The organism is Massilia niabensis (genome assembly GCF_042655085.1).
Lineage (GTDB): Bacteria > Pseudomonadota > Gammaproteobacteria > Burkholderiales > Burkholderiaceae_D > Telluria > Telluria niabensis.
Window position 1 is genome coordinate 1215988 of record NZ_JBHSMU010000015.1, and the last position, 20090, is coordinate 1236077.

Sequence of the window (20090 nt, forward strand, 5' to 3'; positions counted from 1 at the left end):
GCAACAGCGCTCGGAAACGGGCGCTGACAACAAAAAACCGCCAGCGCGTGAGCCTGGCGGTTTTTTATTGGTGGTGCCTGGACCATGCCCGTGGCGCGATTGCGCTAGCGGGCTGTACTGCATAACCGCCCTGGCGTAGTCACGCCAGTTTGGTGACCAGCAGCACCAGCAGGGCAACGACCACTCCGAATTTGGTACCGGAGATAAAACTGGCATACAAGGGATTACGCCGATACAAGAACTTTTCACGCCGGCTGAACAATGATTTCACGTGTCTTCTCCTTGGTGCAAGGGGTCCCCGCTGGACAGGGATGCGAGCGGTGAGCGCACTTCGGCACGCCGGCGGCTGCGGATGGGATGCGGCCGTATTGGCGTGACACATCAGGCTAGCAATGTCTTCGAAGCAGTCTGTTGTCCGAGATCAAGTTCTGCGCGTAAAGGACGAGGTAGAGGCCAGCACAAGGCCTGAATTCCATGGGCGGGTCCTACCGTAAAGGGCCGACACGCTGCCTGGCCTCCTGCGCGCTCGACTGTGACATGGAAATGTGGAAAGAAGTGTTATAGTTAATGATTACTTAATTGTGGAGCAGCTCGTTCGACAATTCGAGCGCATCCCCGTACTAACGACAAACCCAGGAACTATTGATGACCACGAAAGACAACGCAACCCGCATCAGCCAGATCATCCAGGAACACGAGGCCGAGATCGGCTCGCAGTGGATTTCCCAGCTCGAAGCGATGCTCGTGCGCGGCACCAGCAGCTCGCGCGAGCAGCTGCGCACCCATTGCCAGCAGTTCCTGTCGGCCTTTGCGGTTGCCACGCGCGATGGCGAACTCGAGAACATCGAGCACCGTTCGTGGGATGAAGTGCGCGACCTGCTGACCGACATCTCGTCGAGCCGCGCGAAAAGCGGTTCGACCCCGAGCGAGACCGCCAGTTTCGTGTTCTCGCTCAAGCAGCCGCTGTTCGCCCAGCTGACGGTCGCCTTTGTCGAAGAGCCGCAGACGCTGGCCGCGGCTTCCTGGGCAGTCAGCTCGCTGCTCGACAAGTTCGGCCTGTACACCATCGAGGTATTCCAGAAAGCACGCGACCAGATCATTGTGCGCCAGCAGCAGGAACTGCTCGAGCTGTCGACGCCGGTCGTCAAACTCTGGGACGGGATCCTGGCGCTGCCGCTGATCGGTACGCTGGATTCGGCCCGTACCCAAGTGGTGATGGAAAACATCCTGCAAAAGATCGTCGACACCGGCGCCGTCATCGCCATCATCGACATCACCGGCGTGCCGATGGTTGACACCCTCGTCGCCCAGCACTTGATGAAGACCATCGCCGCGGCGCGCCTGATGGGCGCCGACTGCATCATCAGCGGCATCCGCCCGCAGATCGCCCAGACCATCGTCCACCTGGGTGTGAACCTGGAAGACGTCGTCACCAAGGCGACCCTGGCCGACGCCTTCCTGGTCGCCCTCGAGCGCACCGGCGCCTCGGTCACCGTCGCCCGCAAGAACTGACCAGGATTCACGATGGAACGCATTCCAATTCTGCGGATGGGCGACCTGCTGCTGGTCACCATCCAGGTCGACATGCACGACCGCCTGGCCATGACCTTGCAGGACGACCTGACCGAGCGTATCGTTCGCGATAACGCCAAGGGCGTGCTGATCGATATCTCGGCGCTCGACCTGGTCGATTCCTTCATCGGTCGCATGATCAGCAACACGGCGGCCATGGCGCGCGTGCTCGATGCCCAGACCGTGGTGGTCGGCATGCAGCCGGCCGTCGCCATCACCCTGGTCGAGCTGGGCCTGACCCTGCACGGTGTGAAAACCGCGTTGAACGTCGAGAAGGGCATGATCCTGCTCGGAAAGAACCTGAATAGATGAGCACTGCGAATGATTCCGCAGTCGGATTCGAGACGCACTTGCTGGAACGTAACGCCAGGCAGCGCATCGAGCGCACCTGCCTGCCGCTGCGCACGGACGAGGACGTGGTCGGCCTGCGCCGCCATGTGCGCGAGCGTGCCGTGGCCATCGGCCTGTCGCTGGTCGACCAGACCAAGCTGATTACTGCCGCAAGCGAACTGGCGCGCAATTCAATCAAGTACGGCGGCGGTGGTGCGGTGTACCTGGACAAACTGACCGACGGCTTGCGCCAGGGTGTCGGCCTGGTGTTCGTCGACAGCGGACCCGGCATCGTCGACATCGAGCTGGCGCTGCGCGACGGCTACACCACTGGCGGCGGCCTGGGCCTTGGCCTGGGCGGCTCCAAGCGCCTCGTCGACGAATTCGACATCGACACCCGACCCGGAGAAGGGACCGCCATCGCGGTCGTAAAATGGAAACGCTGATCAGCTCCCTGAGCACCCAACATGCGTATCCGATCGTACACGCCAGCGACATCTCGGCGGCGCGCCGCGCCGGCCAGAGGCTGGCACTTGAACTCGGCTTCAATGAAACCCGTGCCGGCTCGCTGGCCCTGATTGTCACCGAGGCCGGCACCAACCTGCTCAAGCATGCGGGTGAGGGCATGCTGTACCTGAACGTGGCCCAGTCCGAAGGCGTGCCCGGGGTGGAGGTGCTGGCGGTCGACAGTGGCCCCGGCATCGCCGACGTCGATGCCTGCCTGCGCGACGGCATGTCCACCACCGGCACGGCCGGCACCGGCCTCGGCGCGCTGCGCCGGCTGTCGGACGAATTCGACGTCTGGTCGATGCCAGACAACGGTGCGGTGTTCTTCATGCGCCTGTGGCGCGACGAGGCAGGGCCGGGACTGTGCCGGGTCGACATCGGCGCGCTGACGGTGCCGCTGGCGGGCGAGGACGAATGCGGCGACGGCTGGGGCGTGGCCTGCGGCCCGCGCGGCGCCACCCTGCTTGCAGTCGACGGGCTGGGCCACGGCCCGGCGGCGGCCGCCGCGGCGCAAGCGGCGCTGGGCCAGTTGCAGCGCCTGCCTGCTTCCGAAGCCGCGCCGCTGGTCGATGCGGCCCATGCTGCGCTACGCACCACGCGCGGCGCGGCACTGGCGGCCGCGCGCATCGACTTCGACGCCGACGAGGTGCGCTTTGCCGGCGTCGGCAACATCGGCGCCTATGTGATCGACGGCAGCAGCCGGCGCGCACTGGTGTCGCACAACGGCATCGTCGGCCACAACATGCGCAAGGTGCAGGAATTTACCGTGCCCTGTCCGCCGGGCGCGATGGTCATCCTGCATTCGGACGGCATCCAGACCCAGTGGGACCTCGACAAATATCCGGGCCTGCTGGCGCGCAGCCCGGCGCTGATTGCCGCCATGATGATGCGCGACTACATCCGCCGCCGCGACGACGCCATGGTGCTGGTGGTGCGCCGCCGGCATGGGGGCGGTAACGGGGGCAAGCAATGAGCCAGCGCATCCTCACCGTCGCCCTCGAGGGCGACAAGGACGTGGTGCTGGTACGCCAGCGCGCACGCCAGGTGTCGGCGTTGCTGGGATTTGCCAAGCAGGACCAGGTGCGCATCGCGACCGCCGTGTCGGAAGTGGCCCGTGCCGCTTACCTCGGCGGCACCGGTGCGCGCGCGGCATTCGTGCTGGCCGAAGGGGGCGCCCGCCAGCAGCTCGAGGTGACCGTCAGCGCCCCGCGCGCGGCGCCGCTCGGGAGCGAGGCTGCGGCCACGGCCGACCATGCGCTGGTGACGGCGCACCGCCTGATGGACGCCTGCGAGGTCGAGAAGGGCACCGGCGGGCCGCTGGTGCGGATGCGCAAGGCGCTGCCGCCGCAGCCGCCGATCAGCCCGGCGCGGCTGGTCCAGTTCAGCGCCGAACTGGCAGCGGCGCCCGCGGCCAACTCCTACGAGGAAGTGCAGCAGCAGAACCGCGAGCTGGTCGAGACGCTGGCCGAACTGCGCGAGCGCCAGGAAGACCTGCTCTCCCTCACGCGCGAGCTGGAGGACACCAACCGCGGCATCGTCGCGCTGTATGCCGAGATCGAAGACAAGGCCGAGCGCCTGCGCCTGGCCGACGAAATGAAGTCGCGCTTCCTGTCGAATACCAGCCATGAACTGCGCACGCCACTGTCGTCGATCCGGGCGCTGTCCAAGCTCCTGCTCGACCGCATGGACGGCGATCTCACGGAGGAGCAGGAGCGCCAGGTATTCCTGATCGAACGCACCGCCACCGAAATGTCGGACCTGGTGAATGACCTGCTCGACCTGGCCAAGATCGAGGCCGGGCGGGTCGAGGCGCAGCTGGCGCCGGTCGTGGTCGAGAACCTGTTCCGCGCCCTGAAAGGGATGATGCGCCCGCTGGTCGATGCCGCACGCGTGGAGCTGGTGTTCGACGAGGGCGGCGTCAACGAAGCGTTCGAGTCCGACGAAGGCATGCTCTCGCAGATCCTGCGCAACTTCATCTCGAACGCACTGAAGTTCACCGAACAGGGCTCGGTGCGCGTGAGCGCGGCGCACGACCCCGAGACCGACACCCTGAGGTTTGCCGTCACCGACACCGGCATCGGCATCGATGCCGGGCACCTGCAGCTGATCTTCGAGGAGTTCACCCAGGTCGAGAACCCTCTGCAGCGGCGCAGCAAGGGCACCGGCCTCGGCCTGCCGCTGTGCCGGCGCCTGGCCGGGCTGCTGGGCGGCTCGGTCGACGTGACGAGCCGGCCCGGCATCGGCTCCACCTTCATGCTGACGCTGCCGCGCCAGTTTCCACAGCCGGCGACTGCGAACGCCTGACGACACTGCGCCTTAAAACTGAACGATGACTGCCAATCCAATCTCTATCCTCAACGTCGACGACAACGATGGCGCGCGCTACGCAAAGACGCGGATCCTGCGCAGCGCCGGCTTCCACGTGCTCGAGGCGGCCAACGGCACCGACGCCCTGGCCATGGTGCGCGACGACGAACCGGCGCTGGTGCTGCTCGACGTCAAGCTCCCCGACATCAACGGCATCGAGGTATGCCGCCGCATCAAGGCCGACCCCGACACCAGCGGCGTGCTGGTGCTGCAGACCTCGGCCGCGCTGACCAACCGCGCCGACAAGATCCGCGGCCTGGAAGGCGGCGCCGACAATTACCTCGCCGCGCCGATCGAAGCGGACGAGCTGATCGCGAACGTCAACGCGCTGCTGCGCATGCGCCAGACCCAGGACGACCTGCGCGAGAGCGAGGAGCGCTTCCGCCAGCTGACCGACAACGTCGAGGACGTGTTCTGGATGTTTTCGGCGCCGGACGGGGTGCTGGCCTATGTCAGCCCGGCGTATGCCACCATCTGGGGCCGCAGCTGCGATTCGCTGCGCCGCAACCACGCCAGCTGGCTCGACGCCGTGCACGTCGACGACCGCGCGCGCCTGGCCGGGCGCTGGGCGGCGCTGGCGACCCATCCGCACTACGACGAGGAATTCCGGGTGGTGCTGGGCGGCGGGACCACGCGCTGGGTGCGCGACCGTCTGTTCGCCGTGCGCAATGCGCGCGGCGAGGTATACCGGGTGGCGCGCGTCACCAGCGACATCTCGGCGCGCAAGGAAATGGAAGCGCTGCTGCGCGCCGCCGACGCCAACAAGAACCAGTTCCTGGCGACCCTCGCGCACGAGCTGCGCAACCCTCTGAGCCCGATCCGCAACGCCGCCGCGCTGCTGGGCGTGACCGGCGAGAACACGAGCGAGCGCCAGAGCCGCGCGCGCGAAGTCATCCTGCGCCAGGTCGAGCACCTGGCGCACCTGGTCGACGACCTGCTCGACGTCGCTCGCATCTCGGAAGGCAAGATCGTGCTGCGGCGCGAGGAAGTCAACCTCGGCGCCGTCATCGAGCAAGCCATCGAGACGGCCGGCCCCCTGATCGCGGCGCGCAGCCACCGCCTGGAAGTGCGGCAGGCCGATTGCCAGGTCTGGATCGCCGGCGACCCGGTGCGCCTGGCGCAGTCGATGGGCAACCTGCTGCACAATGCGGCCAAGTTCACCCCGGTGGGCGGCGAGATCCGCCTGACGGTATCGCTGCGCGGCGAGAGCGTGCACATCGCCGTGATCGATAACGGCATCGGCATCGCCGAGGACAACCTGTCGCGCATCTTCGGCATGTTTGCCCAGGCGGCGGTGCCGCCGGACCGCGCGCCCGAAGGGCTCGGCATCGGCCTGTCGCTGGTCTCGCGCCTGCTCGAAATGCACGGCGGCAGCCTGCGCGCCGAGAGCCCGGGCATCGGCATGGGCTCGACCTTCACGGTGGAGCTGCCGGTACTGCGCACCACCGGAACCGAATGCGCAAGCGGCGCGGCCCAGGAGGAGGGCGCCGCGTCGGCCGGGCTGCGCGTGATGCTGGTGGACGACAACGTCGACGCGATGGAGATGATGGGCTTCCTGCTGGCAGAAATGGGCCACGAAACCCGGACCACCTCGGACCCTGCTCAGATCGAAGAGATGGCCCTGCAGCACAAGCCGCAGGTGATCGTGCTCGACATCGGCCTGCCGGGAGCCGACGGCTACCAGCTGGCGCGCATGCTGAAGAGCCACCCGCAACTGAAGCACATCCGCCTCGTGGCCCACACCGGTTACGGCTCGCCCGAAGACCGGCGCCGTGCCCAGGAAGCCGGTTTCGATGCCCATCTCGTCAAGCCGGCCGAGCTGGAAGACCTGGAGAAGGCGCTGCGCGGGTAGGCATGGGAACGGTGCGGCGGTGAACTTAATGCCACGCGCCGCCTCTTAAGAACTGGCCGCCCGATTCCGGGGCCGCTTCAGGGAGGTACCGCATGCAGCAGCGCAATGCGGCGCTCGACGCCATCTTTTACGACGTCAAGGTCATCAGCCCGTCCGAAACAGGCCAGCTCGCCCCCTGACTGGCGTGCGAGGGCGCGCTGCTGATCGTGCCGCCCACCGGGGGCGGCGCCCTGTGCATCTGTCCCGACATCGCATCCTTTGCCGAGGCGGGCGGCGACCGCACCCGCATCCTCGCCGTTGCCGGCGTCGGCAGCTCCGCGCTCGGCACCGCGGCCTTTGCGCGCAACGTCGCCGATGCCTTTGGCGAACCGGTGGCCGGGCTGGTATCGGGCTACGGCATGGCCGACCTGCTGGCCTTGCGGCGCGACCAGGGCGGCGCCTTGCTGCATTGATCCACGCGTAAAGCCCTCCCCGGTGGGGGCGCGCCATCGCCGGCGCCTTACAGCACGGAAATCACCCCAGCGCTCCCATGTTTTTCGCTAGAATGGGACGACTGCCTGGCGCCGGTTCGCGCCCGAGCCTGCGTCCACCTTGCCCATCTTTCCCACTCCCGCGAGCGAACATGTCAGGCGATACCCCCCTGGAAGAGTGCCGCCTGCGGTCGCTCGACTCCTACCAGACCCGCGACAGCGAGGGGCTGGCCGACCTTGCGCGCCTGGTGCGCCTGGCAGCCCATGCCTGCGGCGCGCCCATGGCCGCGCTCAGCTTCGCCGGCCGCGATGGCGAGCGCTGCGCGTGCGCGGTCGGCCTGGATCCGGCGCAGCTCGACCGCGAGGCGCCCTGGGGCAGGCAGGTCGTCGCCGGCCGGCGCGCAGTCGTGCTTGCGGATACGCACGAGGCGGGCGAGGGAAAGCCGGGGCAGGATGCGCAGGGCCCGCGCGCGGCCGGGGCACGGTTCTATGCAGGGGTGCCGGTCGAGACGCCGGATGGCTTCGTGCTCGGCGCCCTGGCGGTGATGGACCGGATCCCGCGCGTGCTCGAGCCGCAGCAGCTCGAGGCGCTCCACACCGTGGCCGCGCAGGTGATGGCGCAGCTGGCGCTGCAGCGCCAGCGCCGCGAAGCCGATGTCGGCAAGCCGGAACGGGACCTGCGCTTTCGCCAGCTGGCCGACGCCATGCCCTACATCGTCTGGTCGGCCAATCCGGATGGCCTGATCGATTACGCCAACCGGACCGTGGTCGATTACGGCGGCCTGCCCGGCATCGAGCGCATCGCCGAAACATGGATCGGGCTGCTGCACCCGGACGACGTCGGCCGCACACTCAAGGCCTGGACTCGTTCGGTCAACACGGGCGAGGTATTCTCCTGCGAATACCGCCTGCTGCGCGCGGCCGACCAATCGTACCGCTGGCACCTGGCCCAAGGCATGCCGATCCGCGACGGCAGCGGCGCCATCGTGAAGTGGTACGGCACCACGATGGACATCCACGACATGAAGCTGGCCCACGAAGAAATCGGCAGGCTCGCGTTCTACGACACGCTGACCCGGTTGCCGAACCGCCAGCTGCTGATGGACCGCCTCGCGCACGCGGTGACGCTGCATACCAGGCGCGGACGCATCGGCGCCGTGCTGCTGATCGACCTGGACAACTTCAAGACCATCAACGACACCATCGGCCACGACAAGGGCGACCTGCTGCTCGACCTGGTGGCGCAGCGTCTGGTGGCCAGCGTCAGCGACCGCGATACGGTGGCCAGGCTGGGCGGCGATGAATTCGTCATCATCCTGGAAGACCTCGGCTTTTCCGAAGAGGTGGCGGCCGGGCACGCGGCCATGGTCGCGCGGCGCGTCCTGGAAACGCTCAACGGGTCGTTCAACCTGGCCGGCTACGAGCGGCACATCACGCCGAGCATGGGCCTGACCCTGTTCGGCGGCGCGGCGCACAGCATCACCGAGCTGCTCAAGCGCGCAGACCTGGCGATGTACCAGGCCAAGGCGGCCGGGCGCAACACGCTGCGCTTTTTCGACCCGAAAATCCAGGCGGCGGCGCTGGCGCGCTCACGCCTGGAAGCGGAGCTGCGCCAGGCCCTGCAGCGCGACGAATTCCTGCTGCACTACCAGCCGCAGCTCGATAGCGACGGGCTTCCCACCGGTGTCGAAGCCTTGCTGCGCTGGCGCAACCCGGTGCGCGGCATGGTGTCGCCGGCGCAGTTCATCCCGCTGGCCGAGGACACCGGCCTGATCCTGCCGCTGGGGCGCTGGGTGCTGGAAGAGGCCTGCGCCCAGCTGGCGCGCATGGCGGCGGACAGCGCGACGGCGGGCTTGAGCGTCGCCGTGAATGTCAGCGCGCTGCAGTTTCGCCAGGCGACTTTCGGGGCCGACGTGCTGGCCGTGCTGGCGCAGGCGGGAGCCAATCCGCGCCGGCTGAAAATCGAGCTCACCGAAACCCTGCTGGTGGAGGACATGGAAAGCGCAATCGAGAAGATCACGATGCTTAAAAGCCACGGCGTCTGTTTTGCGCTCGACGATTTCGGCACGGGTTACTCCTCGCTGTCCTACCTGAAGCGGCTGCCGCTGGACCAGTTGAAGATCGACCAGTCGTTCGTGCGCAACCTGATGAACGACCCGCGCGACCTGGCCATCGTGACCACCATCGTCGCGCTCGGGCATGCGCTGGGCATGCATGTGATCGCGGAAGGAGTGGAAACGGCCGAGCAGCGCGAATTGCTGGCGCGCTGCGGGTGCCGCCAGTTCCAGGGCTATCTGTTCAGCCGGCCGTTGGCGCAGGAGCAGCTGCAGACCCATCTCGAACGGATGGCCGCGCCATAAAAAATGCCCGCACGCGGCGGGCATTCGGAGGGATCAAACCGTCCTTATTTTTCGACCACCTTGAACTCGCCGAAGGGCTTGAGCTGCGCGCCCACGGCCGCCGGATCGCCGACCACGACGATCGACTGCGCCTCGGGTGCGAAATACTTCTTCGACACGTCGCGCACCTGCTGCGGCGTCACCTTCTGGATCAGCGGGACGTACTGGCCAAGGAACTCCGGCGGCAGGCCGATCAGCCAGTTCTGGGCGAGCGTCGAGGCCACGGCGCCCTGCAGCTGGTTGCTGATCAGGTAGCCGCCGGCGACGTAACGCTTGTTCATCGTCATTTCGTCAGGCGGGACCAGGTCGCTGCCGATACGCTTGTACTCGTTCAGGTACTCGGTCAGCGCCGCGCCCGTCACTTCGTTACGCACATCGGCGCCGCCGACGATCGCCCCGCCGGCACGGTTCATGCGCGCACCTGCCGAGGCGCCGTAGGTATAACCCTTTTGCTCGCGCAGGTTGATGTTCACGCGGCTCGAGAAGCCGCCGCCGAGGATGGTGCTGGCCAGGCGCAGCGGCACCTGCTCGGCGGCGCTGGCGGCAATGCCCGGCCCGCCGACGCGGATGGTCGACTGCACGCTGCCGCCACGCTGCAGCAGGATGCGGGACGGGTTGGCGGCGCGCGCCGGCGGTGCGGTCTCTGGCAGGGCAGGGCCTTGTGCCTTCCAGTCGCCAAAGGCGGCCTGGGCCAGCTTCATGGCCTCGGCTTCCTTGACCGGGCCGGTGATTACCAGCAGCGCGCGGTCCGGACGGAAGCGTTTGACGTGCTCGGTGCGCAGCATGTCCTGCGTGACCGCGCTGATCGCTTCGGCCGTCGGCTGGGTGTGGCCGTACGGGTGCTCGCCGTACACGGCCTGGCTGATCGCACGCTCGGCGCGGAAGCGCGGCGTCGCCTCGGCTGCGCGCAGCTGCTGCAGCGCGTTGGCCTTGGCCAGCTCGACTTCCTTGACCGGGAAGCTCGGCGTGCGCGCCACTTCCGCCAGCAGCGACATCATGTCGGCCGCGCGCGAGGTGACGGCGTTCGCCTGCACGAAAATGCCGTCCGAAGCCGGGCCGGCGGCCACCGAGCCGCCCATGCCCTGGGCTGCTTCGGCGATGGCGCGCGAGTCGCGCTTGGCGCTGCCTTCGTTGATCATCCCGGCCAGCAGGCTGGCGAAGCCCGGATTGGCGCGGCCGTCGGCCGCGTAGCCGGCGCCGCGCACGGCCAGGACGTAGTCCACGCGCGGCAGGCCCTTGCGCGGCACGACCCAGACGGTCATGCCGTTGGCGAGGGTCTTCTTGACGATCGTCGGCGTCGGGATCGGCTTGTCCTGGCCGTAGGGCGGCATTGCGTGGTCCGGCGCTCCGGACGCCTTGGCGGTCGCAGGTGCCTCGGCTGCGAAAGCGCCAGGGGCGAAGGCCATCGAAACGGCCAGTGTCAGCATCAGTTTTTTCATCGATGCGCTCCTTATTTTTGTGCGCCGGCAGGCGGCGTTGCAGCCGCAACCGCCGGCTTGGCGACGGGCTTGCGGTCAATGACGGTGCGGTTGGTCTTGACCAGGTAGGTCGACGCCGCGCGCTGGATGTCGGCGGAGGTCACGCTTTCGATCCAGCCTGGGATCTTGTTGACGACGTTGGCGTCGCCCCACAGGGTCTGCAGGCGCGCCAGGGTGTCGGCGCGGCTGATGAAGCTCTCCAGACCGTTGTTCCAGTCGGCCAGCATGCGCGTTTTCACGCGCTTGAGGGTCGCGTCGTCGACGCCGTTCTTGACGATCTTCGCGATTTCCTCGTCCATGGCGCCCAGGATGGCGTCGGCGTTGGTGGTCGGCTTGTACATGGAGTACACGGTGAACAGGGTCGGGCCGTCGAATTCCCATGGGCTGGTCAGGCCGAAGAGCACGTCCACATTCAGCGCAAGCTCGCGGCCCTTTACGAGACCCTGGTACAGGCTTGATGCGTCACCGCCGGCCAGCAGCTCGCCCAGCACGGCCATCGGCGCCTGGTCGCGGCTGCCGCGGTCCGGCATCTTCCAGGCCGCGGCCAGCGCCGGCACCTGGGCCAGGGCGTCGCTCTGCTCGATGCGCTTTTCGACCTTGTTCAGCGGTTCGGAAAAGTCGCCGCCTTTCGGCACCGGGCGCGCTGGGATCGCGCCGAAGTATTTCTGCGCCAGTGCGAAGCCCTGGGCCGGGGTGACGTCGCCGGCAATGGCCAGCACCGCATTGTTCGGGCCGTAGTAGTCGCGGTGGAAGGCGCGCACGTCTTCCAGGCTGGCGCCTTCGAGGTCTTCGAAGCTGCCGTAGCCGTCGTGGTTGTTTTCCCACTTCTGGAACGCATGCTGGCCGATGTCGATCCACATGAAGCCGCCGTAGGGCTGGTTCTTCACGTTGACGCGGATCTCTTCCTTGACCACGTCCTGCTGGTTCTTCAGGGTCGCGGCGCTGAAGTCGAGGGTCTTCATGCGGTCCGCTTCCAGCCACAGGATCGGCTCGAGCGAGGACACCGGTGCGGTCTCGATGTAGTTGGTGAAGTCGGCGCGGGTCGAACCGTTGTTGCGGCCGCCGCCGCCGGTGATCGTCTTGTCGAATACGCCCTTCGGGGCGTTCGGCGTGCCCTGGAACATCAGGTGCTCGAACAGGTGGGCGAAACCGGTGCGGTTCTTCGGCTCGAGGCGCATGCCGACGTGGTACACGACCGAGACGCCGACGGTCGGCGAGCTGGGGTCCGGGGTGACGATCACGGTCAGGCCGTTGTCGAGTTTCTTGGTATGGACCGGCAGGTCCCACCTGTCGCTGGACGCTGCGAAAGCAGAGACCGACAGGCTGAGCCCGGCCAGCAGGACGGGAAGTTGGCGCATGCGCATTGATGACCTCAAATATAGGGCTGAGTCGATGGAAAACAGCCGTGCCGGCAGGGCACGGAGCAATTCATCTTAGCGCAACAGCATGTTAGAAAGTAACTTTTTTCGTGTATGTATGTTGACGTAACGGAAAGCAAATCCGGGGCGAATCCGTCGTCTGGGGCGCGGATTCTGCAGTCTGTCGCAATCCGCACCGGCGACGCCAGGCGGCTGGCTATAGTGGCAGCATTGGCAAAACGATTAGCCAGCTGTATAAGAATTGTCGAGTAACATTCAATAGAAGCAGAGAAACACGGAGAACAGCGCATGACCCATTATTTCAGGCTCGCCCTGGCAGCCTTCTGCATGCTGGCGCCCCTGCGCCTGGCGACGGCGGCGCCGGAGAGCACGAGCGAAACCCGGCCGCTCGACGCGCGCGTGGTGCGCGTGAAGATCGACGGCGTGGTCGACCTGCGGCTGCGCCAGGGCAGCCCGGCTTCGCTGGTCCTCTCGGGCGATCCGCGCTGGGTCGCGAGGATGACGGCGCAGCAGAGCGGCGACACCGTCGTCATCGGCAGCGACATGCAGGGCGTACGCATGCAGCGCCACAGCCCGGTACGCGCCGAGATGGTGCTGCCGAACCTGCGCGAAGTCAGTTCCGAGAGCGTGGGCACGACCGAGATCACGGGTTTCCGCGGCGACGAGCTCGAGTTGTCGCTCGACGGCGCCGGGTCGATGAACGTGAACGTGCACTACCGCCTGATCAGCGCCAGCCTCGGCGGCGTGGGCAGCATGAAGCTGGCAGGAGTGAACAGCGAAGGCATCAACCTCGACCTGCAGGGCGCCGGCTACGTGACGCTCAGCGGGCGCAGCAAGTGGCTGAAGGCCGAGCTGGGCGGGCTGGGCGGGCTCGATGCCCAGGCCTTTGCCGCCGATAGCGTGACGCTCGAATTGTCGGGCCTGGGCAACGCGACGGTGACCGCGCACCAGAGCGCGAACCTGAACCTGTCGGGCATGGGCTCGGTCACAGTCTTCGGTAAACCCCTGAGCCGCAAGGTGAGCGTCGACGGGCTGGGCAAAGTGAGCTGGAAATAATCGTCGCACGAGGATAGGAAAGAGTCTGGTTCCACGCACGAGACAATGAAAAAACTTACCGTAGCGATCCTGCTGGCCCTTGGCCTGCACGGCACGGCGCTGGCAGGCTTCCCCGAAGGAGCGAGCGCCTACAACGCGCGCAACTACGCGCAGGCATTGAAGGAAGTCGCGCCCCTGGCGCGCGCCGGCCATGCCGAAGCCCAGCACTTGCTGGGCCTGATGTATTACATGGGCCGCGGCGTCGCGCGCGACTACAAACAAGCCTTCACCTGGCACTTGAAGGCGGCGCAGCAGGGCAAGGCCGACGCCCAGTACGTGGTCGGGGCGATGTACTACACCGGTAACGCCGTGCCCCAGGACCAGAAGCACGCCGTCACCTGGTTCCGCCGCGCGGCCGAGCAGGGCCACGGCGAGGCGCAGCACGCGCTCGGCCTGATGTACCGCTACCAGGTAGCCGGGGTGCCGGGCGACCCGGTGATTGCCTATATGCTGTGGAACCTGGCCGCGGCCAACGGCAACCACAACGCGGTGGGCCAGCGCGCGGCGATCGCCAGGCAGATGACGCAGGCGCAGATCGAGGAAGCGCAGGCGCTGTCGCGCACCTGGAAGGTGGGGACAAGCCTGCCGACGCAGTCGAGGACGGGCGGGGGATAGAGAAATGCGACGATGCGGAACGTGATCAGAATCCTGACCGTCTACCTGGGCTTGTCCATCTTGCTCGGACTGGTGTTCGTCGTGTTTTCATGGCCTGACCTGCCATCGACGCCGGCCCAATGGATGGCGGTCTTTTTGCTGGCCTTGCCCGTGCAGCTGGCAGGCGAGCTGGTCGGCAACTGCCTGTGGAACAACAGGCTGGCACGCTCGGTGGACCAGGCGACGGCACATCAGTCGCTGTCGCTGCTGCGCATTGGCTACGGCGTCTTCGCCATCCTGTCTTGCATCGGCCTGGCCTTCACGGCAATCTACGGGTGGCGTCTGCTGCAGCCGCTACTGGCCGGATAAGCCTGCGGTCGTGCTGTCGGCGCCGCGCTGCACCGCCGGTGCGTCGGCAGTGCAGCGTGGGGCACCTTCGTCTGGCTGTTTATTTCTGTGCCGCCGGCTTGACCGCCGCCGCTGCCCCCAGCGACCGGAACAGCGTCAACGGCACAGCATTGCCCATCGCCTGGTAGCCCAGGTCGCTCGGGTGCAGGTGGTCGCCGCTGTCATAGGCCGGCAGGAAGCGGCTTGGGCGGGCAGGGTCGCGGGTGGCGAGGTCGAAGTCGATCACGCCGTCGAACTCGTCGCTCGAACGGATCCAGTTGTTCACCGCCTGGCGCACCAATTCCTTCTGCGGCGAGTAGTAGCCGGCACCCTCGAAAGGCGTGAGCGTCGCGCCGAAGATGGCGATTCCCTTGGCATGGGCGCGCGCGATCACCTGGCGGTAGCCGGCGATCAGGTCCGCGGCCGGAATCGGGTTCTCGTTCGGGCTGTTGCCGATGTCGTTAATGCCGATCATCAAGGTCATGTAGCGCACGCCGGCGGTGGCCAGCACGTCGCGATCGAAACGCTCCAGGATCGAGCGCCCGGCCAGCGGGTTCGGCGAGTCCGAGAGCAGGCGGTTGCCGCTGATGCCGCGGTTCACCACGCCCAGGCGGGCGTTCAGGCCCAGCACCGGGTCGCGCACGGTCTGCAGGCGGCGCGCCAGCCAGTCGGGCCAGCGGTTGTTGGTGTCGACCGTGCTGCGGGTGCCGTCGGTGATCGAGTCACCCATCGCCACGATGGCCGGGCCCGCGCTGTCGACGTCGACTTCGGTCAGGAAGGGCCAGTTCGTGATCGTGCGCTGCACGGGCAGGGTGGCGGACGCCGTGAAGTCGCCGGGCAGCGACACGTAATTGGTCTGCAGGGCCGTGTTGTGGATCGTGGTCGCCTGCACCGTGCCGGGCAGGTAGAGGCTGATCGCCAGGTCGCCCAGCGCCGGCACGTTCAGTTCGACCGGGTCGGACAGCACCGGCGCGCCGGCGGGAATCGTGATCGACGGGTTGCCGCTGAAAGTGAGCACGCGGTCGGTGCCAGGCGCGACTTCGGCGCCCATGCCGCGCACGCCGATGCGGGCCGCGCCAATCCTCAGCGGGGTGGTGCCGAACTCGTTCGACACGCGGATGCGCACGCGGTTGCCGCCGATGCTGGTGTGCACGATCAGGCGCAGCGTCTGGTCGGTGAAGGTCTGCACGTTGGCCGGCAAAGGCGGCCCGGCCGGCGCCGTGCCCCAGGTCCCGGTCCAGCGTTCGGTGCTCCAGTTCTGGGCCTGGGTGGGCTGGCCGGGCAGGGCGAGGGCCACGGTAATGGCGGCGCTGGCGAGCAGCATGGTGCGGCGCGGCCGGTTGGCCGGGCTCGGCCGGCGGAAGGCGGCCATGGTGCGGCGCGCGAGGTCGAACAGGGCAGGCGAAATCACGTGCATGATCGTGCTCCTTCGATGGTTGAAGGTCGGGTTGAGAGTCGGCCCCGTGTGGCTGAGCTCGGGTCCTTCAATTTATGCGGCGAGCATGGGACGAACAAGATAGTTCCGGATGAGTTCGTTGCGCTAGCTCTAGCGTTCGCCAGAAAGCTCATGCATCGAAGAATTTGTTTGCGTACGGACATACAAATAGGAAATATATTCGCCGGACAGCAACAAATCGAGAAGGAAGGGCTGGCGTACAATTGCCCTTTTCTTAATGGGAGACCTCACCATGCGCGCAATCGAAATCACCCAGCCGGGCAAGCCCGACGTGCTCCAGGTCTGCGAGCGGCCGCTGCCCGGGCTGAAAGCCGGCGAAGTGCTTATTCGCGTGCATGCGGCGGGGATCAACCGGCCGGACGTCTTGCAGCGCCTCGGGCACTATCCGGTGCCGCCGGGTGCGTCCGACCTGCCGGGGCTGGAGGTGGCGGGCGAGATTGTCGATGGCGACCTTGGCGACAGCGGCTTTGTGAAGGGCGACATGGTCTGCGCGCTGGTGCAGGGCGGCGGCTATGCCGAGTATTGCGCGGCACCCGTGGCGCAGTGCCTGCCCATGCCGCAGGGATTGAGCGCGGTCGAGGCGGCGTCGCTGCCGGAGACCTTCTTCACGGTCTGGACGAACGTGTTCGACCGGGCCGGCCTGCTTGAGGGCGAGACGCTGCTGGTGCAGGGCGGGACCTCGGGCATCGGCGTCACCGCGATCCAGCTGGCAAGCGCGCTCGGGCATCGCGTCTTCGCCACCGCCGGCAGCGATGAAAAATGCCTGGCCTGCGAGGAACTCGGGGCCGAGCGCGGGATCAATTATCGTGACGAGGATTTTGTCGAGGTCGTCAAAACCCTGACGAACGGGCGCGGCGTCGATGTCGTGCTCGACATGGTCGCCGGCGACTACGTGGCGCGCGAGATCGCCTGCCTGGCCGACGACGGACGCATCGCGCTCATTGCCCTCGTGGGTGGTGCGAAGGCGAATATCGACCTCGGCCAGGTATTGCGGCGCCGCCTGACGATCAGCGGGTCGACCTTGCGGCCGCGGCCGGTGCCGTTCAAGGCGGCGATTGCGCGCAACTTGCGCGAGCGGGTGTGGCCGCTGATCGAGCAGGGGCGCATCAAACCGGTCATCTACAAGGTGTTTCCGCTGGAGGAAGCGGCGCAGGCGCATGCGCTGATGGAGAGCAGCACGCATGTGGGGAAGATTGTGTTGCAGGTGGTGTGAGAGCGCGAAACAACACTCCCATTGCTGCGTTGCATCGTCTCGCCGTACTAGCGTACTGTCTTCGACGACGCGCCTTGCCCTGAGGGCGTTGTTACGCGCTCCAAGCGGAACATCCATTGACGTCTTTCTAACACGCTCGCTCAGCCATTGTTTGACCGTCCCCGGAACGGCGGCTAGAATAGCGGGTTATTTGACTGTGGGGTAATATGCGTCCCAAACTCGTCGTAGGTAACTGGAAGATGAATGGCAGCCGCGCGAATAACGCGACGCTGCTCGCTGGCATTGTCGCCGGAGTCGCTGGGCTCGATGCTGCCAAGGCGGCCTGCGCCGTCTGCGTGCCGGCGCCCTACCTGCAGCAATGTGCCGATACGCTGACGGGCACCCAGCTCGCCTGGGGCGGGCAGGATGTTTCGAAGCACGCGAGCGGCGCCTATACGGGTGAAGTCGCAGCCTCGATGCTGGCGGACTTCGGTTGCCGCTACGTGATTGTCGGCCACTCCGAGCGCCGCGCCTACCATGGTGAGAGCGACCAGTTGGTGGCGCAGAAGGCGCAGGCGGCACTGGGCGCGGGCCTGATCCCGATCGTGTGCGTCGGCGAAACCTTGGATGAGCGCGAAGCGGGCCAGACGAATGCCGTGGTGACTCGCCAGCTGACTGCGGTGCTGGAGCTGCTTGACGATGCTGCCATCGAGCGTATCGTGGTGGCCTACGAGCCGGTCTGGGCGATCGGCACCGGCAAGACGGCGACCCCGGTCATGGCCCAGGAAGTGCACGCGCAGTTGCGCGGCCAGCTGCGCGAGCGTAGTGCGCAGGCGGCAGAGAAGGTCGCCATCCTGTACGGCGGCAGCATGAAGCCGGACAACGCGCTGGAATTGATGGCGCAGGGCGACATCGACGGCGGGCTGATCGGTGGCGCCGCGCTGAAGGCGGCGGACTTCCTGGCGATCATTGCTGCAGCTTGAATTTGGCCTCCAGTGCGCCGTCTGAAAAGAATTTGCAACGTAGTTAAACTTGGAATGGAACTGTAATGAACGTGTTGTCCAATTTTGTGATTGTCGTGCAGGTCATCTCCGCGCTGGCCATCATCGCCCTGGTGCTGCTGCAGCACGGCAAGGGTGCCGATATGGGTGCCGCTTTCGGCTCCGGCGCGTCGGGCAGCCTGTTCGGCGCGAGCGGTTCGTCGAACTTCCTGTCGAAGTCGACCGCGGTTGCCGCGGCCATCTTCTTCGCGTCGACCCTGTCGCTGGCGTACATGGGCAGCACCCGTAGCGGCGACGCCGCACCGAGCGGCGGCGTGATGGAGCGCATGGCGGCTCCTGCGAATGGCGTGCCGGCAAATGCTGCTCCTGTCGTGCCTGGCACCACGCCGACGACCGACGTGCCTGCGCCGACGGCTGGTGTGCCGGCTGCGCCTGCGCAGACCGTGCCTGCTGCACCGGCGCCTGCGCCTGTCGCGCCGGCGCCAAGTGCTCCGGCACCGGCAGCACCGGCTACGCAGCAGTAATGATCGTTTCAGTCGTTCGCGGAATCCGGCCCGGCCGGGTTTCGTCGACCGCGCAGGTAACAGGGTAGGGTGGTGGTATCGTTTGGGCTGACGCCCTGATGCACCAGCAGTAATGGCAGCAAAGCGGCTGCAAGGCCGCAGCAGTACCTCGTAGTTGCGGTCCCAGGACCGCAGGGAGAGCAGTCCACTGGACTAATCTCCCACCGGCAGCGCTACCCACCAGGGCGCTTGCTGGGTGCTCAAGCCTCTTTCGCCGTGTTTTCAAACACGCAACGATCAAAAGTTTGAGAAATATTCTGTTTTTCCTTGCGATGCCTCAATTTGTGCATTGAAAAAAGGTGCTAAAGCAGGGTAGAATACTGGTCTCCAGCCGACGTGGTGAAATTGGTAGACACGCTATCTTGAGGGGGTAGTGGCGCAAGCTGTGCGAGTTCGAGTCTCGCCGTCGGCACCAAGATATAGAAAAAGCCAGCAAGGGCAAACGAGCAATTGCTCTCATGCCTAAGCTGGCTTTTTCACGAGGATCAGTCGTACGGTCCTGGTGGCAAGTACGAGGCCAGGATTGCGCGATACGGCGCTGCAGGCATGCAGTGGTTTCATTAACCGATCGTTCAAATAGGCTCCATCGTGAACCTCGAAAATTATTTCCCCGTTCTTCTCTTTATCCTGATTGGCGTCGGTGTCGGCGTCGCACCCCAGGTGCTCGGGTATCTGCTCGGACCGCAACGTCCGGACGCGGCAAAACTCTCTCCCTACGAGTGCGGCTTCGAAGCATTCGAAGATGCGCGCATGAAATTCGACGTCCGGTACTACCTGGTCGCGATTCTCTTTATTTTGTTTGATCTGGAAACGGCATTCTTCTTCCCATGGGGCGTCTCCATGCGCGAGCTGGGCTGGACCGGCTTCGTCACGATGATGGTGTTTATCGCCGAGTTCGTCGTTGGGTTCTGGTACATCTGGAAGAAAGGTGCCCTTGATTGGGAATAAGCCATGGCTATTCATGAAGGCGTCTTAAACGAAGGTTTCATTACCACCACAGCCGATAAGCTGATCAACTGGGCACGCACGGGATCGATGTTCCCGATGACGTTTGGCCTGGCCTGTTGCGCGGTCGAGATGATGCATGTGGGCGCAGCCCGCTATGACCTCGACCGCTTCGGCATTGTGTTCCGCCCGTCGCCACGCCAGTCCGACGTGATGATCGTCGCCGGCACCCTGTGCAACAAGATGGCGCCGGCGCTGCGCAAGGTCTACGACCAGATGGCCGAGCCGCGCTGGGTCATCTCGATGGGTTCCTGCGCCAATGGCGGTGGCTACTACCACTACTCGTACTCGGTGGTGCGCGGCTGCGACCGCATCGTGCCGGTCGACGTCTACGTGCCGGGCTGCCCGCCGACGGCAGAAGCTCTGCTGTACGGAATCATGCAGCTGCAGAACAAGATCAAGCGCACCAACACCATCGCGCGTTAACAACTGCCGGATTCACC

At 66.1% G+C, this 20090-nt stretch carries 20 protein-coding genes and 1 tRNA gene; 17 read left to right on the forward strand and 4 right to left on the reverse strand.

Annotated features, from left to right (window positions below; translation table 11 throughout):
• Positions 1-139: 139 nt before the first annotated feature.
• A complete protein-coding gene (locus tag ACFPN5_RS19855) occupies positions 140-271 on the reverse strand; it encodes a hypothetical protein (protein ID WP_379785523.1) in 132 nt (43 codons plus the stop codon).
• Between the two features lie 374 nt (positions 272-645).
• Between ACFPN5_RS19855 and ACFPN5_RS19860 the strand changes: the two genes are divergently transcribed.
• From ACFPN5_RS19860 to ACFPN5_RS19895, 8 genes are all read left to right on the forward strand, one after another.
• The gene (locus ACFPN5_RS19860; protein ID WP_379785524.1) at positions 646-1512 is read left to right on the forward strand and encodes an STAS domain-containing protein; all 867 of its coding nucleotides are present in this window, start codon (positions 646-648) and stop codon (positions 1510-1512) included.
• A gap of 12 nt (positions 1513-1524) precedes the next feature.
• Positions 1525-1884, forward strand: a complete 360-nt coding sequence (locus tag ACFPN5_RS19865; RefSeq protein ID WP_379785525.1) for an STAS domain-containing protein — start codon at positions 1525-1527, stop codon at positions 1882-1884.
• Complete coding sequence (locus tag ACFPN5_RS19870; protein WP_379785526.1) at positions 1881-2348, forward strand: anti-sigma regulatory factor; 468 nt, start codon at positions 1881-1883, stop codon at positions 2346-2348. The genes ACFPN5_RS19865 and ACFPN5_RS19870 overlap by 4 nt, the downstream gene beginning before the upstream one ends.
• Positions 2336-3382: a SpoIIE family protein phosphatase gene (locus ACFPN5_RS19875; protein WP_379785527.1), complete on the forward strand. Its 1047-nt coding sequence runs from the start codon at positions 2336-2338 to the stop codon at positions 3380-3382. Before ACFPN5_RS19870 ends, ACFPN5_RS19875 begins: the two co-directional genes overlap by 13 nt.
• On the forward strand, positions 3379-4713 hold the full coding sequence (locus tag ACFPN5_RS19880) for an ATP-binding protein (protein WP_379785529.1): 1335 nt from the start codon (positions 3379-3381) through the stop codon (positions 4711-4713). The genes ACFPN5_RS19875 and ACFPN5_RS19880 overlap by 4 nt, the downstream gene beginning before the upstream one ends.
• Before the next feature lie 25 nt (positions 4714-4738).
• Positions 4739-6628 (forward strand): hybrid sensor histidine kinase/response regulator, encoded by a 1890-nt coding sequence (locus tag ACFPN5_RS19885; protein WP_379785531.1) that lies wholly within the window; start codon positions 4739-4741, stop codon positions 6626-6628.
• 206 nt (positions 6629-6834) lie between these two features.
• On the forward strand, positions 6835-7080 hold the full coding sequence (locus ACFPN5_RS19890; RefSeq protein WP_379785532.1) for a hypothetical protein: 246 nt from the start codon (positions 6835-6837) through the stop codon (positions 7078-7080).
• Between the two features lie 170 nt (positions 7081-7250).
• Positions 7251-9458: a putative bifunctional diguanylate cyclase/phosphodiesterase gene (locus ACFPN5_RS19895; RefSeq protein ID WP_379785533.1), complete on the forward strand. Its 2208-nt coding sequence runs from the start codon at positions 7251-7253 to the stop codon at positions 9456-9458.
• 44 nt (positions 9459-9502) lie between these two features.
• Here the strand turns inward: ACFPN5_RS19895 and ACFPN5_RS19900 are convergent, their stop codons facing one another.
• The gene (locus ACFPN5_RS19900; protein ID WP_379785534.1) at positions 9503-10936 is read right to left on the reverse strand and encodes a M16 family metallopeptidase; all 1434 of its coding nucleotides are present in this window, start codon (positions 10934-10936) and stop codon (positions 9503-9505) included.
• A gap of 11 nt (positions 10937-10947) precedes the next feature.
• Positions 10948-12333 (reverse strand): M16 family metallopeptidase, encoded by a 1386-nt coding sequence (locus tag ACFPN5_RS19905; protein ID WP_379785535.1) that lies wholly within the window; start codon positions 12331-12333, stop codon positions 10948-10950.
• Positions 12334-12642: 309 nt separating this feature from the next.
• On the opposite strand from ACFPN5_RS19905, the gene ACFPN5_RS19910 reads away from it, so the two are divergent.
• From ACFPN5_RS19910 to ACFPN5_RS19920, 3 genes are read left to right on the forward strand one after another with little or no spacing between them, the layout of a single operon-like run.
• Positions 12643-13410 carry a GIN domain-containing protein gene (locus ACFPN5_RS19910; RefSeq protein WP_379785536.1) on the forward strand — a complete coding sequence of 256 codons (768 nt, stop codon included), beginning with the start codon at positions 12643-12645 and terminating at the stop codon, positions 13408-13410.
• A gap of 45 nt (positions 13411-13455) precedes the next feature.
• Positions 13456-14064, forward strand: a complete 609-nt coding sequence (locus tag ACFPN5_RS19915) for a tetratricopeptide repeat protein (RefSeq protein ID WP_379785537.1) — start codon at positions 13456-13458, stop codon at positions 14062-14064.
• A 21-nt stretch (positions 14065-14085) separates the two neighbouring features.
• Entirely contained in the window at positions 14086-14412 is a 327-nt protein-coding gene (locus ACFPN5_RS19920; RefSeq protein WP_379785538.1) for a hypothetical protein, read from the forward strand.
• Between the two features lie 79 nt (positions 14413-14491).
• Here ACFPN5_RS19920 and ACFPN5_RS19925 read toward each other — a convergent pair whose 3' ends face one another.
• Positions 14492-15847 carry an SGNH/GDSL hydrolase family protein gene (locus tag ACFPN5_RS19925; RefSeq protein WP_379785539.1) on the reverse strand — a complete coding sequence of 452 codons (1356 nt, stop codon included), beginning with the start codon at positions 15845-15847 and terminating at the stop codon, positions 14492-14494.
• Positions 15848-16118: 271 nt separating this feature from the next.
• Between ACFPN5_RS19925 and ACFPN5_RS19930 the strand changes: the two genes are divergently transcribed.
• The 6 genes from ACFPN5_RS19930 (at position 16119) to ACFPN5_RS19955 (ending at position 20073) form a co-directional block, all read left to right on the forward strand.
• On the forward strand, positions 16119-17099 hold the full coding sequence (locus ACFPN5_RS19930) for an NAD(P)H-quinone oxidoreductase (protein ID WP_379785540.1): 981 nt from the start codon (positions 16119-16121) through the stop codon (positions 17097-17099).
• A gap of 206 nt (positions 17100-17305) precedes the next feature.
• Positions 17306-18061 carry a triose-phosphate isomerase gene (tpiA, locus tag ACFPN5_RS19935; RefSeq protein ID WP_379785541.1) on the forward strand — a complete coding sequence of 252 codons (756 nt, stop codon included), beginning with the start codon at positions 17306-17308 and terminating at the stop codon, positions 18059-18061.
• 65 nt (positions 18062-18126) lie between these two features.
• Positions 18127-18603 carry a preprotein translocase subunit SecG gene (gene secG, locus ACFPN5_RS19940; RefSeq protein WP_379785542.1) on the forward strand — a complete coding sequence of 159 codons (477 nt, stop codon included), beginning with the start codon at positions 18127-18129 and terminating at the stop codon, positions 18601-18603.
• 369 nt (positions 18604-18972) lie between these two features.
• A tRNA-Leu gene (locus ACFPN5_RS19945) sits at positions 18973-19057 on the forward strand.
• A 173-nt stretch (positions 19058-19230) separates the two neighbouring features.
• Positions 19231-19590 (forward strand): NADH-quinone oxidoreductase subunit A, encoded by a 360-nt coding sequence (locus ACFPN5_RS19950; protein ID WP_136218549.1) that lies wholly within the window; start codon positions 19231-19233, stop codon positions 19588-19590.
• Positions 19591-19593: 3 nt separating this feature from the next.
• Positions 19594-20073 carry a NuoB/complex I 20 kDa subunit family protein gene (locus ACFPN5_RS19955; RefSeq protein ID WP_056333529.1) on the forward strand — a complete coding sequence of 160 codons (480 nt, stop codon included), beginning with the start codon at positions 19594-19596 and terminating at the stop codon, positions 20071-20073.
• Positions 20074-20090: the final 17 nt, after the last annotated feature.

Excerpts from the sequence above, each read along its gene's own strand:
- ACFPN5_RS19860 (WP_379785524.1), top strand. The coding sequence starts at position 646 with ATGACCACGAAAGACAACGCAACCCGCATCAGCCAGATCATCCAGGAA.
- ACFPN5_RS19865 (WP_379785525.1), top strand. The coding sequence starts at position 1,525 with ATGGAACGCATTCCAATTCTGCGGATGGGCGACCTGCTGCTGGTCACC.
- tpiA (WP_379785541.1), top strand. The coding sequence starts at position 17,306 with ATGCGTCCCAAACTCGTCGTAGGTAACTGGAAGATGAATGGCAGCCGC.
- ACFPN5_RS19900 (WP_379785534.1), bottom strand. The coding sequence starts at position 10,936 with ATGAAAAAACTGATGCTGACACTGGCCGTTTCGATGGCCTTCGCCCCT.
- ACFPN5_RS19875 (WP_379785527.1), top strand. The coding sequence starts at position 2,336 with ATGGAAACGCTGATCAGCTCCCTGAGCACCCAACATGCGTATCCGATC.
- ACFPN5_RS19930 (WP_379785540.1), top strand. The coding sequence starts at position 16,119 with ATGCGCGCAATCGAAATCACCCAGCCGGGCAAGCCCGACGTGCTCCAG.
- secG (WP_379785542.1), top strand. The coding sequence starts at position 18,127 with ATGAACGTGTTGTCCAATTTTGTGATTGTCGTGCAGGTCATCTCCGCG.
- ACFPN5_RS19870 (WP_379785526.1), top strand. The coding sequence starts at position 1,881 with ATGAGCACTGCGAATGATTCCGCAGTCGGATTCGAGACGCACTTGCTG.
- ACFPN5_RS19885 (WP_379785531.1), top strand. The coding sequence starts at position 4,739 with ATGACTGCCAATCCAATCTCTATCCTCAACGTCGACGACAACGATGGC.
- ACFPN5_RS19925 (WP_379785539.1), bottom strand. The coding sequence starts at position 15,847 with ATGCACGTGATTTCGCCTGCCCTGTTCGACCTCGCGCGCCGCACCATG.
- ACFPN5_RS19955 (WP_056333529.1), top strand. The coding sequence starts at position 19,594 with ATGGCTATTCATGAAGGCGTCTTAAACGAAGGTTTCATTACCACCACA.
- ACFPN5_RS19880 (WP_379785529.1), top strand. The coding sequence starts at position 3,379 with ATGAGCCAGCGCATCCTCACCGTCGCCCTCGAGGGCGACAAGGACGTG.
- ACFPN5_RS19905 (WP_379785535.1), bottom strand. The coding sequence starts at position 12,333 with ATGCGCCAACTTCCCGTCCTGCTGGCCGGGCTCAGCCTGTCGGTCTCT.
- ACFPN5_RS19910 (WP_379785536.1), top strand. The coding sequence starts at position 12,643 with ATGACCCATTATTTCAGGCTCGCCCTGGCAGCCTTCTGCATGCTGGCG.
- ACFPN5_RS19915 (WP_379785537.1), top strand. The coding sequence starts at position 13,456 with ATGAAAAAACTTACCGTAGCGATCCTGCTGGCCCTTGGCCTGCACGGC.
- ACFPN5_RS19895 (WP_379785533.1), top strand. The coding sequence starts at position 7,251 with ATGTCAGGCGATACCCCCCTGGAAGAGTGCCGCCTGCGGTCGCTCGAC.